Annotated in this window: 11 protein-coding genes and 2 tRNA genes; 5 read left to right on the plus strand and 8 right to left on the minus strand. The window is 40.1% G+C overall.

What is annotated here, in order from left to right; translation table 11 throughout:
- Nucleotides 1-54: 54 nt before the first annotated feature.
- Complete coding sequence (gene ppdK / locus O6P32_RS01720) at nt 55-2,781, minus strand: pyruvate, phosphate dikinase (protein WP_178265526.1); 2,727 nt, start codon at nt 2,779-2,781, stop codon at nt 55-57.
- Between the two features lie 187 nt (nt 2,782-2,968).
- Here ppdK and rlmD point away from each other — a divergent pair, with 187 nt between their 5' ends.
- The 3 genes from rlmD to O6P32_RS01735 all read left to right on the plus strand — a co-directional run bounded on the left by rlmD (nt 2,969) and on the right by O6P32_RS01735 (nt 7,455).
- Entirely contained in the window at nt 2,969-4,387 is a 1,419-nt protein-coding gene (rlmD, locus tag O6P32_RS01725) for a 23S rRNA (uracil(1939)-C(5))-methyltransferase RlmD (RefSeq protein ID WP_269876454.1), read from the plus strand.
- A 21-nt stretch (nt 4,388-4,408) separates the two neighbouring features.
- The gene (locus O6P32_RS01730) at nt 4,409-5,332 is read left to right on the plus strand and encodes an RluA family pseudouridine synthase (RefSeq protein ID WP_178265524.1); all 924 of its coding nucleotides are present in this window, start codon (nt 4,409-4,411) and stop codon (nt 5,330-5,332) included.
- Nucleotides 5,333-5,586: 254 nt separating this feature from the next.
- Complete coding sequence (locus O6P32_RS01735) at nt 5,587-7,455, plus strand: TonB-dependent receptor (protein ID WP_269876637.1); 1,869 nt, start codon at nt 5,587-5,589, stop codon at nt 7,453-7,455.
- 229 nt (nt 7,456-7,684) lie between these two features.
- Here O6P32_RS01735 and O6P32_RS01740 read toward each other — a convergent pair whose 3' ends face one another.
- The 6 genes from O6P32_RS01740 to O6P32_RS01765 all read right to left on the minus strand — a co-directional run bounded on the left by O6P32_RS01740 (nt 7,685) and on the right by O6P32_RS01765 (nt 14,899).
- Nucleotides 7,685-9,532 carry a fimbrillin family protein gene (locus O6P32_RS01740; RefSeq protein ID WP_269876455.1) on the minus strand — a complete coding sequence of 616 codons (1,848 nt, stop codon included), beginning with the start codon at nt 9,530-9,532 and terminating at the stop codon, nt 7,685-7,687.
- Nucleotides 9,533-9,667: 135 nt separating this feature from the next.
- Nucleotides 9,668-9,850: a hypothetical protein gene (locus O6P32_RS01745; RefSeq protein WP_269876457.1), complete on the minus strand. Its 183-nt coding sequence runs from the start codon at nt 9,848-9,850 to the stop codon at nt 9,668-9,670.
- A gap of 385 nt (nt 9,851-10,235) precedes the next feature.
- Nucleotides 10,236-10,460, minus strand: coding sequence for a hypothetical protein (locus O6P32_RS01750; RefSeq protein WP_269876458.1), 225 nt, complete (start codon nt 10,458-10,460; stop codon nt 10,236-10,238).
- A gap of 116 nt (nt 10,461-10,576) precedes the next feature.
- Nucleotides 10,577-11,821 carry a 5-methylcytosine restriction system specificity protein McrC gene (locus O6P32_RS01755; protein ID WP_269876459.1) on the minus strand — a complete coding sequence of 415 codons (1,245 nt, stop codon included), beginning with the start codon at nt 11,819-11,821 and terminating at the stop codon, nt 10,577-10,579.
- A gap of 1 nt (nt 11,822) precedes the next feature.
- The gene (locus tag O6P32_RS01760; RefSeq protein ID WP_408636036.1) at nt 11,823-13,472 is read right to left on the minus strand and encodes an McrB family protein; all 1,650 of its coding nucleotides are present in this window, start codon (nt 13,470-13,472) and stop codon (nt 11,823-11,825) included.
- An 854-nt stretch (nt 13,473-14,326) separates the two neighbouring features.
- Nucleotides 14,327-14,899, minus strand: coding sequence for a hypothetical protein (locus tag O6P32_RS01765; RefSeq protein WP_269876461.1), 573 nt, complete (start codon nt 14,897-14,899; stop codon nt 14,327-14,329).
- A gap of 287 nt (nt 14,900-15,186) precedes the next feature.
- Here O6P32_RS01765 and O6P32_RS01770 point away from each other — a divergent pair.
- Nucleotides 15,187-15,261 (plus strand) — tRNA-Pro (locus tag O6P32_RS01770).
- A gap of 35 nt (nt 15,262-15,296) precedes the next feature.
- Nucleotides 15,297-15,371 (plus strand) — tRNA-Pro (locus tag O6P32_RS01775).
- A gap of 572 nt (nt 15,372-15,943) precedes the next feature.
- Here O6P32_RS01775 and O6P32_RS01780 read toward each other — a convergent pair.
- Complete coding sequence (locus tag O6P32_RS01780) at nt 15,944-16,825, minus strand: F0F1 ATP synthase subunit gamma (protein WP_269876462.1); 882 nt, start codon at nt 16,823-16,825, stop codon at nt 15,944-15,946.
- Between the last annotated feature and the right edge of the window lie 2 nt (nt 16,826-16,827).

Here is a 16,827-nt window from a genome sequence, read left to right on the forward strand (position 1 = left end):
GCTGTAACATCCGACCAGCAGATTATTACAGCCTAAATCAATAGTTATTTTGTACTATTTAGCTTCCTCTATTGCAGCTTGAGCCGCAGCCAAACGAGCAATAGGCACGCGGAATGGAGAACAAGATACATAGTTCAAACCTACACGGTGACAGAACTTCACAGAAGAAGGTTCACCACCATGCTCACCGCAAATACCACACTTAAGTTCCGGACGTACAGAGCGACCTTTTTCTACAGCCATTTCTACCAACTGTCCTACTCCATTCTGGTCTAATACTTGGAACGGATCGACTTTCAAAATCTTCTTTTCAAGATATACCGGCAAGAACGAAGCAATGTCATCGCGAGAATAGCCGAAAGTCATCTGTGTCAAGTCGTTAGTTCCGAATGAGAAGTATTCGGCACGTGATGCAATGCGATTAGCAGTAAGAGCTGCACGCGGAATTTCAATCATAGTACCAACTTTAAACGGTATTTCTACACCTTCTTCCTTGAACAACTGAGCTGCTGTATCACGAATCACTTTTTCCTGTGCTTCAAACTCATATAAAATACCGGTTAACGGCACCATAATTTCAGGCTGAGGATTGAACCCTTCTTTCTTCAATTCAACCGCTGCACCCAAAATCGCACGTGTCTGCATTTCTGTAATTTCCGGATAAGTATTACCTAAACGGCATCCACGATGGCCTAACATCGGGTTATGTTCACATAAACTTTCTACACGCTGGCGGATATATTCTACAGTTACACCCATAGCCTGAGCCATTTCTTCCTGTCCTTTCAAATCATGAGGAACAAATTCATGCAAAGGAGGATCAAGCAAACGTACATTTACCGGATGACCGTCCATTGCTTTGAAAATTCCCTTAAAGTCAGCTTTCTGATACGGCAAGAGTTTAGCAAGAGCTTTCTTACGTCCTTCTACATCAGTAGCCAGAATCATTTCACGCATGGCTACAATCTTCTGATTATCGAAGAACATATGTTCGGTGCGGCACAATCCGATGCCCACTGCTCCAAAGCTACGTGCCACTTCAGCATCGTGAGGAGTATCTGCATTTGTACGTACCTGCAAACGAGTATATTTGTTGCAGAGATCCATCAATTTAGCAAAATCACCTGATAATTCGGCTGCCTTTGTAGGTACCTGTCCCTGATATACTTCTCCGGTACTTCCGTTCAATGAGATGTAATCACCTTCTTTCAGTACTACACCATCTATTTCTATAGTACGAGCCTTATAGTCTACATTAATAGCACCGGCACCCGATACACAACATTTACCCATACCACGAGCCACAACAGCTGCATGCGAAGTCATACCGCCACGTGCTGTCAAGATACCTTCTGCAGCACTCATACCAGCCAAATCTTCAGGTGAAGTTTCGATACGCACCAAGATTACACGACGGCCATCTGCACGCCATTCTGCAGCATCATCGGCAAAGAACACCACCTGTCCGCAAGCTGCTCCCGGAGATGCAGGAAGACCGCGGGTCAGAACCTTTGCCTGACGCAATGCAGCCTTGTCGAATACCGGATGAAGCAGTTCGTCCAATTTATTAGGTTCGCAACGCAAAACTGCAGTTTTTTCATCAATAATACCCTGCTGAAGCATTTCCATGGCAATACGTACCATAGCAGCTCCTGTACGCTTACCGTTACGAGTCTGCAAGAACCACAATTTACCTTCCTGAACAGTAAATTCCATATCCTGCATATCGTGATAATGATTCTCCAGTTTGGTTTGCAAAGCATCCAGTTCCTTATAGATTTCTGGCATTGCTTCTTCCATAGAAGGATATTTTGCCACACGTTCTTCTTCTGAAATACCCTGCAGTTCAGCCCAACGCTGAGAGCCTATCTTTGTAATCTGCTGCGGAGTACGAATACCTGCCACTACGTCTTCACCTTGTGCATTGATAAGGTATTCGCCATTGAACAAATCCTCACCAGTTGCCGCATCACGAGAGAAACATACACCTGTAGCCGATGTATCGCCCATATTTCCAAAGACCATCGCCTGCACATTGACAGCAGTACCCCATTCTGCCGGAATACCTTCCATCTTGCGGTAAAGAATCGCACGTTCGTTCATCCATGAATCGAACACGGCACAAATAGCTCCCCACAACTGTTCATAAGCACAACTTGGGAAATCTTTTCCGGTCTGTGCTTTTACAGCAGCCTTAAAGCGTACTACCAACTCTTTCAAGTCTGCAACATCCAACTCGTTGTCCAAGCGTACACCTTTATTTTTCTTTACATCTTCTATGATTGCTTCAAACGGGTCGATATCTTCTTTATTAGTCGGTTTCATACCCAATACTACATCACCGTACATCTGTACAAAACGACGGTATGAATCCCACGCAAAACGTTCGTTTCCAGTTTTTCTGGCCAAACCTTCCACTACATCATCATTCAAACCCAGATTCAGAATGGTATCCATCATTCCCGGCATAGAAGCACGGGCTCCGGAACGTACAGAAACAAGTAAAGGATTTTCTACATCACCAAATTTAGATTTCATCAGTTCTTCTACCCCGGCAATGGCCTTTTCCACATCAGCCTTAAGTAGAGCTACTACATCATCTTTTCCTTTTTCAAAATATTCATTACAAACATCGGTAGTAATTGTGAAACCCGGAGGAACGGGAACTCCAATCAAATTCATTTCAGCCAAATTGGCACCTTTTCCTCCCAGAAGATTTCTCATATCTGCTTTACCTTCAGCTTTTCCATTTCCAAAAGTATAGACTCTTTTTGTTTCCATTTTTTTATAGATTTAAGTTTAGTAGCCGCAAAACTATGGATATTTTATAAATAAGCAAATAAAAAGAATGTTTTTTACAACATGTTTTGCAATATCGAGTTTGCAAAATGAAGTTCTTTTGAAATAATAAAAGAATGTCGGAAATTATTCTTATTTTTGTCCCAAATTCGATTTATAAAAAAAGGACGTGGCAAGAAAGAAAAAAGAACTTCCTCTATTAGAGAAGATAACAATCACAGATGTAGCAGCAGAAGGTAAGGCCTTGGCCAAAGTAAATGATTTGGTGATATTCGTCCCCTACGTAGTACCGGGCGATGTAGTAGACTTACAGATTAAACGTAAGAAAAATCATTATGCCGAAGCCGTAGCTGTAAAATTTCATGAAAAATCTCCAATGCGTACAGAGCCGTTCTGCCAGCACTATGGCGTATGTGGCGGTTGTAAGTGGCAATGTCTTTCGTACGAAGACCAGATCAGATACAAGCAGAAACAGGTATTCGACAATCTTACCCGTATCGGTAAAGTAGAATTGCCGGAATTTATGCCAATCTTGGGGTCAGAAAAAACAAAATTCTATCGTAACAAACTGGAGTTTACTTTTTCCAATAAACGTTGGCTGACAGAAGAAGAAGTAAAGCAGGATGTGAAATATGACCAGATGAATGCAGTAGGATTCCACATTCCGGGAGCATTCGACAAGGTATTGGCCATTGAAAAATGCTGGTTACAAGATGATATTTCCAACCAGATTCGCAATGCCATCCGCGATTATGCTTACGAACACAATTATGAATTCTTCAACCTGCGTACACAGGAAGGTATGCTGAGAAACATGATGGTGCGTACTTCATCGACTGGCGAACTGATGGTTTTGCTGCAGTGCAAAATTACTAAAAACGAAGAGCTGGAACAGATGAAAGCACTTCTGCAGTTTGTCGCAGATAAGTTTCCACAAATCACTTCCCTGCTTTACGTCATCAACAATAAATGTAACGACACCATCGGCGATCTGGAAGTAGAAGTATTCAAAGGAAATGACCACATCTTCGAAGAGATGGAAGGACTCCGCTTTAAGGTTGGACCAAAATCATTCTATCAAACCAATTCCGAACAAGCATACAACCTATATAAGGTTGCGCGTAATTTCGCCGGACTGACAGGAAACGAACTGGTATACGACCTTTATACAGGTACAGGAACTATCGCCAACTTCGTATCGCGTCAGGCCAAGAAAGTAATCGGTATAGAATATGTACCCGAAGCAATTGAGGATGCAAAGGTAAATTCACAAATAAATGGTATTGAAAACACTCTTTTCTATGCCGGCGACATGAAGGATATCTTGACTCAAGACTTCATCAACGAACACGGTCGTCCGGATGTGATTATTACCGACCCACCCCGTGCCGGTATGCACAACGATGTAATTGATGTTATTCTGTTTGCCGAACCACGCCGTATCGTATACGTAAGCTGTAATCCGGCTACACAGGCTCGCGACCTACAGTTACTTGACAGCAAATACAAGGTAACAGCCGTACAACCGGTAGACATGTTCCCGCACACTCATCATGTAGAAAATGTAGTTTTGCTGGAAAAACGATAATTTTATATACCACCAATCCTTATGGCAAGAAATGACAGAAAACCAAGCGGACGTCCCCGTGCACGGGCTGCCGCTCAATATACAATATATAATGTAAACGAACCTGCCGAACTCATGGAGTTTCTGATGAAGAAAATGGCAGGTATCAGCCGTACACGCGTAAAAGCATTGCTGAGCAACCGTGTAGTACTGGTAGACAATAACATACAGACACAATACAACTATCCGCTGAAGCCGGGCATGAAGGTTCAGATCAGCAAGGAAAAGAACAAGCATGAGTTCCGTCATCCTCTGCTGAAAATTCTGTACGAAGATGCATACCTCATTGTGGTAGAGAAGAAAGAAGGACTGCTTTCTGTGGCTACTGACAAACAGAAAGAACGTACCGCACAGCATATCCTGAACGAGTATGTAAAACGCCAGCACCGTAATAACCGCGTGTTTGTTGTGCACCGTCTGGACCGCGAAACTTCAGGTATCATGATGTATGCCAAAGACGAAAAGACCCAGCACACTCTACGCGACAACTGGCACGATATCGTGTGTGACCGCCGCTATGTGTCAATCGTTGTGGGAGACATGGAAAAAGATCAAGGCACCGTACAATCATGGCTTACCGACCGTAAACTGTATGTCAGCTCTTCTCCTGTAGATGATGGTGGTAAATTTTCTGTAACACATTACCGCACTATCAAACGAGCTAATGGCTTTTCTCTGATAGAGTTGCAACTTGAAACCGGACGGAAGAACCAGATTCGTGTACACATGCAGTCGCTTGGCCACCCGGTAGTAGGCGATATCCGCTACGGTTCCGAAGTAGATCCGTTGGGACGTTTGGCTCTTCATGCCTTCAAGCTTTGCTTTTATCATCCCGTTACAGGCGAATTGATGGAGTTTGAAACTCCCTATCCTACTCCATTCAAAACCTTAATGCTGAGAAAATAAGAACCTCTATTGCATATATAGAAGAATAGTGCCGGATACACGAGTTGACAAGTTGTATCCGGCACTGTCCGTATTGTATGATTGTATCTTGGCATCCAGTCATAACTACTATTATTTATATTCAGTCTATCTATCAAACCGTTAACACATGTCCCTCATAGATAGAAATATTTTATAAACAAATAGATATAGTATAAATGAAAATAAGAAAATCCTATATATTCGTATTAATGACTCTTGCTGTACAATCGGGAATGAGTCAGGAACTAAAGCGAGATACTCTTGATACAAGAAAAGTATATAAAATCGGAGAAGTAGTAGTTACCGGTAGCCGAAATGAAACAAATGTCCGCCATCTGTCCCAAACCGTATCAGTAGTGAACCGCAGTAAAATAAATCAAGCTTTGCAGGCATCACTGCTTCCGGTTCTTACGGAACAAATTCCAGGCCTGTTTGTCACCTCACGCGGAATTATGGGATATGGAGTATCGGATGGTGCAGCCGGAGGTATTTCACTCCGCGGATTGAGTGGCAGTACAGCCCGGTTGATGGTAATGATTGACGGTCATCCCCAATATGCCGGTATTTTCGGCCATCCGATAGCCGATGCCTACCAGTCATTCCTTGCCGAACGTGTAGAAGTATTAAGAGGACCGGCTTCGGTTCTTTACGGATCAAATGCAATGGGCGGTGTAGTCAACATCGTTACCCGCAAGATGCAGGATGATGGAGTGAACACTAACTTTCGTGCTGGCTATGGTTCCTATAACACACTTGAAACGGAACTGACCAACTGTATTCGGAAAGGACGTTTCTCCAGCGTCGTTTCAGCTTCCTATAACCGCACAGACGGACACCGCCCCGATATGGGCTTCGAACAATACGGCGGCTATGCGAAACTGGGATACGAAATGACCAAATACTGGAATCTACACGGAGATTTGAATGTTACCCATTTCAATGCCTCTTACCCCGGCCCGGTTGACTCACCGCTGCTGGATGGCGACCAACGCATTACACGAGGAATGACTTCTTTTGCTGTGAAAAACCATTATGAAAAGACTTCCGGAGCCGTCAGCTTTTTCTACAACTGGGGCAATCACTGGATTAACGACGGATATACCCCTTCTGCCGGTGAAGGTCCGCAGGATGACCGCTTCAACTCACGTGATAACATGATGGGCGTTTCCTTGTATCAGAGTACTCAATTTTTTAAGGGTAATCGTATCACATTAGGTTTCGACTGGTTTCGGTATGGAGGACATGCTTGGAGTGAATATGTGAGTGGAGAAAATAGAGGAACGACTTCTGAACTGGTAGACAAACACGAAAATGAACTGGCCGGATATATTGAGTTCCGTCAAGACATCAGTCCGTGGCTTACATTTAATGCAGGATTGCGTGCCGATCATCACTCACGCATAGGAACAGAGTGGGTACCGCAAACAGGTCTGGCGTTTCATCTTCCACACGCCATCGAACTGAAAGCCTCTGCTTCGAAAGGTTTCCGTTATCCAATCCTGCGCGAGATGTACATGTTTCCACCACAAAACCCGAATTTGCAACCGGAATCAATGTGGAACTACGAGTTTGCGTTCTCTCAACATCTGATGGAAGGACAGCTAACCTACGGGGTGAATCTGTTCTACATAGATGGAAAAAACCTTATTCAAACCCTTCCCAATCCTAATGGCAGCGGCATGCTGAACCAGAATTCAGGAAAAATCGAAAATACCGGAATAGAAATACAATCGGCATACCGTATCAATCATAACTGGTCTGTGGACGGGAACTACAGCTTTCTACATATGAAAAAAAACATTATTGCCGCACCTCAACATAAACTGTATGCAGGGGCCAATTTCTCTCTCGGACGATGGAACGTCTCCACCGGAGTACAATACATTGAAGGACTCTATACTTCGGTTGGCGAGAAGGAAAGTAAGGAGGATTTCGTACTTTGGAATCTCCGTGCTTCATTCCACATAGGAAAATGGATGGATATCTGGGCGCGTGGTGAGAACCTGCTGGCTCAGAAATATGAAATCAATGCCGGCTATCCCATGCCGAGAGCAACGGTTATGGCTGGATTTAATATAAAATTGCACACTCCAAAACGATAATGACTCCTACAAGAACAGCCGTATCGGTCTCTTATCTTTCTTAGTTCATCAATAAATAGAGACCAATATGGCTGTTGATTTTATATATCTAAGTTGTAACTAATATAAATAAAAAGATATTGATACCAGAGTTTCTTAACATAAAGATAAGAAACTTGCAGATTTATCAAAGACTTTTAAAAGTACTGAATACCAGCAGATAAAGATATTCTTAAGGGGAGATTATGTATTATTTTTCTACAACTACATTCGGATATTTCTTTTTCCATATATCTCTGCCGAGATCAGCAGAAAATACAGAGGTAATCAGGAATTTCCCCACTCTAGTATCCGGATCCTCCGGTTTCAACTGCTGTAGATAAGTACATTCTTTCCCGTAACTATCGACAGCATATACTATCTGCTGTCTGATAATCACCGCACCATTAGGATCCTGTTCCGCATAGTTGTTGTCGCAATAGTATATATAGGCAATATCCCCTGCTTCATCATATTCGACTCCCCAAGCTGTCATAGCATGATTTCCAGTTTTGGGACCGGCAACATCAAACACATTTAGACCGATAGCCCTCTTATTGAGGAGGGCATCTGTAACAAATGTATTGAACTGCTCTTTGTCTGGATTGTGCGGGCACCTTGCCGTCAAGGCATTATTTTTCGTGAATACTTCCGGAAAGAACCCTTTAAAACCATTGATATCGCCACCAAGATAAGCCCCGGTAAAAAACCATTCAACTCCTTTAGGATCATCGTTGCCAAAATTCGGGAAATGATCTTTGAAGAACTGGAAAACTTCCGACCTGTTGACTGTGACATTATTGGGTTCCGGAAGAGAACCATCCCAACTGCCAACCCCATTAGGGTAAAGCGGCTTGAAATCATAGGACGGACGCTCAAAAGTACCTGAACCAGTCGTCACCGAAGAACCATAATCTCTATCGTATGCCGCAAGATATTCTTTATTCAAACACATCCACCACGACACTACATTTGATGCAGATGCCGCCCAGCACATTTGGGAATCGTCTTCATAGTTTCCATGTGACTTGTTGCAGTCATACCAGCCACACCCTTCAGCCCATGTGAGATATTGCTCCTCATAGTAACGATTGTCATATCTCAACCACTGGCCTTCAGGCAAACCATACTTATTACCGAGTTTATATGTAGGAAGATTCTCCTTACCTGGAAAATCAGGCACATTCAATCCATATACCCACAATGTCTTTCCTGCAAGTTCAGGATTGCCCGGTTTCAGAGTAAGGTTTATCGAAATCTGCTTTCCAGACTCGAAAAATGTAAGATCATTATTCTCTTCTGTCTTTTCAGGAGCATTGAAATACGCTGTCTTACCCTCTGCAACGATCTGCAGAAGTCCGTCATCGTCCCTGTAGGGGATCGCACTTTGAGGAATAATCACAGCGGCAAAATTTCCTTCTCCATCCTTGAATGGGGTAATCCATTTGAAATCGGTTCCACTCACTTCAACTTCACCGGTAAGTAGATTAAAATTACCCTGTGTCAGACTCCTGACTTTAACCTCTGGCGAAGTCATACTGCCAGAGATAGAAATCCTGATTCTGTGAAGAGCATGCGCGAAATTCATATCAGCTTCGTATACACCTGATCCGACGACTGTTTTTGAAAACAGCAAATCTGAATTATAAAAACCGTCTCCAGTCTGGTCTAATGCCATATCCAGCTGATAAGTCTTTGGATTCTGTTGTTCTCCGGTTGCCGGATAATGAGCAGACAAAGATATTGGCCCCTCACCAAAATCATTACGCTTCAGACGTGGAAGCCACTGTCCTCCCGAATATGTAAGTTCACGATAAGAAAGACCTTTATCTCCTTGAAGGTAAAGCCCAATTTTATCGCCCTCTGTAAAACTTCCGGAACCATCATTTGCAAGGTCAGCCCTTGTCTCCTTTTTGGAAAAAACGATATCCAGATATCCGTCATCCCTGTCCTGGTAATTATCCTGAAATTCGGAAGAACAAGAAAAGAAAGATAAAGACAAAATGCTGATAAAGATACTAATGTATATACCTTTAAATATAGAAAAACATTTAACCATAAAAAAATAATATAAATGCAATATAGATAATGTTTCATTTAGTGGGCCTGAAGTAAGTCTTCAGACATATTAATTTTGCAAAGATATTAATTTATCTGTTAATTCATCGGCAGACTAGCCTGCCGATGAGAATTTTTATTCGTCCGGAAGCAGATTACTGTCAAAATCGATCCCAGAGACCTGAGACAGGCAAGATTTCTCATCCATTGCTGTCTTTCTCATAAACAGGATAACCGATTCCTTGTTGAGCATGGCCAGTATGTGGAGATGGAAGTTACCGTATTTGTCACACAAGGTATCCTGGCTTAAATGGCCCATCCCTCAATTCCACACAAACAAGTCAAGTTCTCTATTGAAAAATTTTAATAGTGAGGACAAAAACATAAAAATTGCAATCTTTACCACTGCTGAATTATACAACAGGCAAGTTTCAATGAAAAAGCCTGTTTTATCCAAGCAAATCACGCCATTTGAGGCGGTCAAGCGCTATTATCCAGACAAATTAAATCCCCGTAAATCTTACTAATTTACAGGGATTCAATAGCGTTTGTTGTGCTTACAATCACTAATATTCGTCCTCGTTGAAGAAATTTATCAACATTGATAATCAATGCATTAAATCAGAACCAATGAAATTTGCGTAAACAAGCCACACCGTCTGAGATGGGAGGAAATGGTGGACAAACAAAATGGAGTTACTGGATTATCCAGCTATAATGTATCTTTGGATAACTTTGTCTTTGTAGTATATTTCTATAACGTTCTCATAATCTTTTATTATCCTTATACCTGATGGATATAGAACAGAAAGTTCTTCAATATAATCTAAAGCTCTTTTTACAGTCCAATTATCATGGTCGCACCATGTCAAATTCAAATCTTTATCTTCAATGATTGATAATAGTTCATTAAATGTTATATTTTCCATAATATGATTTTATATTTACAATTAATCTATAATTAAATATTTATAAGACTCCGTAACTTACCATGGCCCCACCCTTCATCATATTAATAAATAAAATAGGGCAAAACCATAATGATTTATAGTGTTGGAACAGGCACACTAATTTTATAAAACATTGATAACCTTTGTAAATACGTTGTACACAAACTACTCAGAGGCATATTCTTAAATGGATTATATATAGAACTTCCTTCTTCCGGATATATAATTATACATGGGACGGCTGGAGTTGAAGAAATTTCTTCAATATTTTCATATCCTAGATGTTTCAATATTGGTAAATCTCTACTATAACCACTTAACTGTCTAATTACATATATGTCTAACGAACCCTTTTCGTACTTTGGGATGTATTTAGTATCAAGAATCGCTTTAAAATCCTTTGACTTAAACAAAAAATCTGGATATCCAGTCTTGCCTTTAAACTGATATACTATTTTATCTTTATATGCTTCATGTAATAATCCATAGACATAATGTTCATATAGCAAAGACATATCCAAAACAAACGGAGTTACCTTGTTCTTAGAAAAGGCAACCTTATTTATGCTATAATCATACTGTTTAAGTATCGTTTTCGCTAAACGTATCGCTTCCGAATATTCATTGAATAATTTGTGGGAGCGAATTTGCCTTACTGATTTCTCATCAACACAATCACTCACATATTCAAATTTCCTCAGAACCTTAGCTATCAATGATTGAAGTCTAAGATATGATTGCCTATTATCGCTTATGTTTGTAATTAAGGCCCGTGAAAAAAGAATAGCTTTCTTTATAATACGGTTTTCAGGAATATCAATAGAATACTCATCATATTCACAAAATATCCGTTCATATCTCTTGGTAGCAATATTTAGCCTTTCATTCTTTAGCGATTTAATATGTCCCTTTACCTTTTTAAGGTTCTCTTGGTAATGCACATATCCTTTTTTTAAAGATTTAATTCGATTCACAATACTTATAAAATGAACTATGATAAGAGGACTGACTATACTGTTTAATGAAGGTGCCTCTATTTGCGGTCGATCTAAATCAATCTTATATATTTCAGAAAACGAATCCAAAGCAAGATCAGATGTGAAACAAGTCATGAACATACTAAGGAAATCAATATTTTCCATACCCCGCTTTGTTGTTACAACCAGCGATTCTTTCTGATCAACCCATTCTGCTCCAATTTTAAACGAAGCATAATAGCCCCATGGATTATTATCCGTAGGTTTCGCCCATTGAATAAGTTCAAGATTATTGTATCTATCATCATATCCAATGGGTGCTCCATTTAATATTAATTGCTCGTGCTCTTGGAGTTGTATCATGTTAATTTTCGTCTTCCGTATTTATTTCTTCATCTTCAGTTTCTTGCATTGGTTGTAGATTCAACCATGCGTGAAAGGCTCTTTTCTTTTCTTCATCAGAAACACTTATAATTCCATCATTAATGTATTCTGCGATAAGAGGAAGTATCTCGTATTCTACTTTGTTTAATAATTCCTCTTCAGAGGAAGCCATAAAATAACTATGACCGACCATCAAGTCGTCTATACCAGAATCACCGCAAAGATGCTTTGGGTTCATAATAAAAGCTTTAATATTATTGAATAACTGAATAGCCTTTATCTTTAATTCAGGATTATTTAATTTATTATAATGGCTTTCGATAATCTCTGGATTTGCCTGCAAGGTCACGAACGCAAAACGCCTGCGAAGGGCATAATCTAAGGTTCCGGTACTTCTATCTGTCGTATTCATTGTACCAATGATATAAAGATTACTCGGTACTCCAAACATTGTTTTTGAATAAGGCAGCATAACTTTTATCGGATGATTTCCAGTGTCACGTTTATCGGATTCCAGTAATGTTATTAATTCACCGAATATTTTTGATACATTACCTCTATTAATTTCATCAATAATGAGAACTACTGACTTATTAGTCTTAGCATGATATTCATTTTTGACTGCTTCTATAAATGCTTGTGCATATTGTTGCCAATTATTTTCACTTCCCTTGCCTAAGGCCTGAAGTTTTATTTTTTCAATATTGAGCGGAGAAGGAGTATAATCTCCCTCGCGTTTACTAGTAGAATTAGTACTTCTTGTGCTTAAAGTAGCATTCCCTTCTTTCCACCATATGTAAAGAGAAGACCGTCCTGAAAGGGTCGGTATTTTTCTTTTGTTCTCAAATCCCTTAATCTTTTGAAGATAATCATCAATACATTCTATGATGTCTTTACTCCCATCAGTTTCTACAGCATTGCATGCACGCTTGAATATGCCATCTTCAGGCTCGTATGTCACACCTATACTTTCTCCGTTTGCATTTGTTTGAATATGAGGTTTTAATCCTTCTACAAAATCCTCATAATCAAGAGACTGATGAAATGTAGTAAAAAAAATGCGATCATCCTGTAGCTCTCTGTACTTTTTCATGACGGTGACATGATCAGTCAAATCAACATCATTTATTCCAAGTACTTCAAGTGCTATAGCGGCTGTATTATAAGTTTTACCTGTGCCTGGAGCTCCTTGCAAAATTATATTGTGCTTAGATCTCAGTAACTTGGCACATTTATTTGTAAATGCTATGCTTTTCATATACTTCAACCAATCATCTATATACTGATATTGTTCTGTATTTTTGCGGCAAGACGAAAATGTTCCTTGAGAAAAAAGGCCAGATCTTGGTTGTTTGTAATTATCGGCCCAATCCAAAATTCTCACCTTCCTAAAATTAACATTGATATATTTTTCTGTAAGCTTTTCATCTGTAAAATTATCACCAATAACTTGGCATAGAGCTATAGCCTGGCTTCCTTTTCTGACAAGTACAATATTGCCATTCTCAATACTCTTGAAATTTTTGCATTGATTATCATTCCACTCTCCTGTTCCAATGACAGGTTCTGATTCAAGAAGCATCAAGGTTGAATCTATTTGAGTTCCCCCTTTCCCCTCGGGAAGATGCATTTGTATATGCCAGTATTTATCATATTCTAGATTGTATGGAATATGCTGGGATTTGGTCTTCGATACACGAATGATATCATCAACTGTTGTGTCTTTGGCAATCCAATATTTTTTTTCGCCAGAAGAAACTCCATATTTTAATAGTTCATTTTGCAACAACAAGTCAAGTCTTTCATCTTGTATCTTGTTATAATATATTTTTATTTTTTCATCCGTTTGTGTTCCATCGCCATGATTTTCATCGTGTTTATCTTTCGAATTATCAATGTAACCAGCAAACCTACTTGGCGCAAAACAAATCTTCGAGTCAATAACTTCAACAACAAAATTCTTACCTCTAACCATTTTGTCTATAGACCAATTCTTATATTCGTCTCCTAATTCTCCTTTTAAATAGGAATAGAGAGTCATTATGTTGCGAATTATATCATCTTTAGTTTTTATAAAATCAGTTCTTTCCATAAAAAGAGACACTTAACCCAAAAGAGTTTTTTATATATTCAATTATCAATACATACAAAAGTACGAATAAAAACAGTGACAAATAGAAAGTACAGAGAGATTATTAATATAAGCATTTGAGAAAGATTGGTATAAGATAAATGACGAATTACAGGATAATTAGCGAACAACTATCTTACCCATCCTCTTACTATTGGACGGGAAACTAGTGATTCTACCGGAACAATACGTATGCATTTGAGAGAAAAAAACGTAATTTAGACAAACAAACCACACGTTAAAAGGCCTTAAAACACCAACACGGCAAGCAAATTATCTTTGTTTACCGTGCTGTCATTCAATTATTTAAAGGCTATTAATAGCCTTCCTCGTTGAAACTGAACCCTTCCTCTTTAGTTCAATAGCGTACGATCAGACAAGTCCACCTTCGTAAACTTATATCCAAGATGTTTCAAGCCCAATGCGGCTCCAATATTATACATTACCTCACAGGCACGCGAAAAAGCGTAATACGCCAGCGGGCTTTGCGGTTCTATCTGCTCATGACGAATCATATCGACAGCTGCCTGCGCACAACGGCGAATCATTTCTTCCAGACTCTTTGCTTCTTCTCCATCGAGCGGCATTCCCAAGATATCACGCACAATATGCTCATCCATATCGTCGAATCCCTGCTCTCCGTAAAAGAACTTGTATTCTGCCTTGGAAAACACTTCCCAGCTCATATCCCATCCATAAGCCATAGCCAAACCTAAATAAGCTGCCCAAGCCACCGATACGGTAGGATAATCGCGTACCTGCTCTACTGCATCAGCCAAATATTCGGGTGCCAGCTTTTGCCAGTGTTCTGTTATATCATCTGTAGCCAACAATACACCCTCCAACTGATGATAGGAAGTACATAAACGTAAAAGTGTTTGCTGCATTTTATCTTCAAAACGATCTAAGTATTCTTTATCTCCCATAATTTATAATAATATTTCAAGTTTCACTATCCGACCTCCTGCCGCATACATATCGCAAAAGTAACAAATTCCATCCAAAACTTTATCTTCCCTTTGCTTCAATTCTACACGAATCTCAAAAGGCTATTCGCTACTCGTTCGACAAATCGCTACAGTTTCCTGAAACACAGGGAGAAAGTATTTCGCCGAATAATTTATTGAATAAAAAAGATAAAAAAACGCCCCGAATACTTGCATATTTAAATATAAACCCATACCTTTGCAGCGCTTTTAAGGAAAAACCTCTTCGGGGTGTAGCGCAGTCCGGTTAGCGCACCTGCTTTGGGAGCAGGGGGTCGTGGGTTCGAATCCCGCTACCCCGACAATGTAAACTTTAAAAAGAGAGAAAATATTTGTTCGGGGTGTAGCGCAGTCCGGTTAGCGCACCTGCTTTGGGAGCAGGGGGTCGTGGGTTCGAATCCCGCTACCCCGACAGAAAATCAGCAATCTATCTTCTTAGTTTTAACTAACTTAAGATGATAGATTTTGTTTTTTATAGCAACTTCCCCATAAGTTGTACTTCCACTATCTAAAATTCACTCGATTTTATACCCAAATATTCATTTTTTTACACAATTCGTGAACCAAATGCGTATCTGTGTTGTTTATGAAGTAAATACAAGTGAAATTCTTTTTTAAGATAATTAATTTTTTAGTTTATTCGAGAGTTAAAAGGCCAGCTCATAACCACAAATGAGAGGGCCTTTATCTTTTTCTGATAAGATTTCCCCAACTCAATTTACCTGAAAGAAAGAGATTCATCAGCATCAATATAGTATCATGCTTCTATCCGCTGATTTAAGCCGACGACGTCGGCTGCACAATCGACGGTGCCGACTATACAGCCAACGTCGCCAACTCTGTAACCAACGACGGCGATTAAAGCCTCCAACACGTTCCACTACCCTTCTATTCCTGTCACATTATACGCCTGTCAGGAAACACATAAAAAAAGGCCGTCTCAAAGTATTTTGAGACGGCCCTCTTTCTATAGTATCAACAGTCTTATGCCATACTTCCTCCGACAATGTCCAGCAATTCGTTTGTAATTGCCTGCTGACGACTCTTGTTATAAATCAAAGTCAGTTCCTGAATTAAATCATTTGCATTGTCTGTTGCAATTTGCATAGCCATGGTTCGTGCAGCATGCTCTGCCGCATTCGAATCAAGCAAAACTGTATAAATCTTCATACGTAGCACCTTAGGCAACAATTCCTGCATCACTTCTTCGGCAGACGGCTCTATGATATAATCAGCTTGCACGTTGCTTTCCCCTGCTTCATCCGCTGTTTGAGCAGCAGACAAGTCGATAGGCAAATAGGTCTCTTGTGTCAGAACTTGTGTAGAAGTCGATTTAAAATGATTATACAGCAACTCTACCTGTTGTATTTCCCCGCTTAAGAAACGGTTTATCAAATCGGTCGATAAGTCAGATGCTTCCTTGTAATTCGGTTTTCCGCTCATATGCTGGAAATCACCCATCGGCTGAAATCCCATTTTCTTCACGGCATCGGCCACCTTACGCCCTACCGGATATACCAGGATATTCTCCTTACCAATCTTTGCACTGTATTTTTCTATGATTTCAGTCAAATGACGAATCACATTCATATTAAATCCACCGCACAAGCTACTGTTCGAAGCAAACACAACAACGGCAATCTTTTTCACATCACGTTTCACAATGAAAGGTGACTCTACACTAAGCCCCGCACTCAGAAAGTTGGTAAGCATACGATGCAGTCGTCGTTCGTAAGGAAGCATGTTTTCTATTGCCTCCTGAGCCTTATGTAGCTTCGACGAGGCCACCATCTTCATAGCCGAAGTAATCTTCAGCGTACCTTGAATTGAATTTATTCTTCCTTTTACTTCTTTCAGTGATGCCATGA

The sequence above is a fragment of the Phocaeicola acetigenes genome (genome assembly GCF_027529745.1).
In the GTDB taxonomy this organism is placed as follows: domain Bacteria; phylum Bacteroidota; class Bacteroidia; order Bacteroidales; family Bacteroidaceae; genus Phocaeicola; species Phocaeicola acetigenes.

What these genes read in the sequence shown, in the direction of transcription:
- ppdK (WP_178265526.1), bottom strand. Translation starts at nt 2,781, where the DNA reads ATGGAAACAAAAAGAGTCTATACTTTTGGAAATGGAAAAGCTGAAGGT.
- O6P32_RS01730 (WP_178265524.1), top strand. Translation starts at nt 4,409, where the DNA reads ATGGCAAGAAATGACAGAAAACCAAGCGGACGTCCCCGTGCACGGGCT.
- O6P32_RS01735 (WP_269876637.1), top strand. Translation starts at nt 5,587, where the DNA reads ATGAGTCAGGAACTAAAGCGAGATACTCTTGATACAAGAAAAGTATAT.
- O6P32_RS01740 (WP_269876455.1), bottom strand. Translation starts at nt 9,532, where the DNA reads ATGGTTAAATGTTTTTCTATATTTAAAGGTATATACATTAGTATCTTT.
- O6P32_RS01745 (WP_269876457.1), bottom strand. Translation starts at nt 9,850, where the DNA reads ATGGGCCATTTAAGCCAGGATACCTTGTGTGACAAATACGGTAACTTC.
- O6P32_RS01750 (WP_269876458.1), bottom strand. Translation starts at nt 10,460, where the DNA reads ATGGAAAATATAACATTTAATGAACTATTATCAATCATTGAAGATAAA.
- O6P32_RS01755 (WP_269876459.1), bottom strand. Translation starts at nt 11,821, where the DNA reads ATGATACAACTCCAAGAGCACGAGCAATTAATATTAAATGGAGCACCC.
- O6P32_RS01760 (WP_408636036.1), bottom strand. Translation starts at nt 13,472, where the DNA reads ATGCATCTTCCCGAGGGGAAAGGGGGAACTCAAATAGATTCAACCTTG.
- O6P32_RS01765 (WP_269876461.1), bottom strand. Translation starts at nt 14,899, where the DNA reads ATGGGAGATAAAGAATACTTAGATCGTTTTGAAGATAAAATGCAGCAA.
- O6P32_RS01780 (WP_269876462.1), bottom strand. Translation starts at nt 16,825, where the DNA reads ATGGCATCACTGAAAGAAGTAAAAGGAAGAATAAATTCAATTCAAGGT.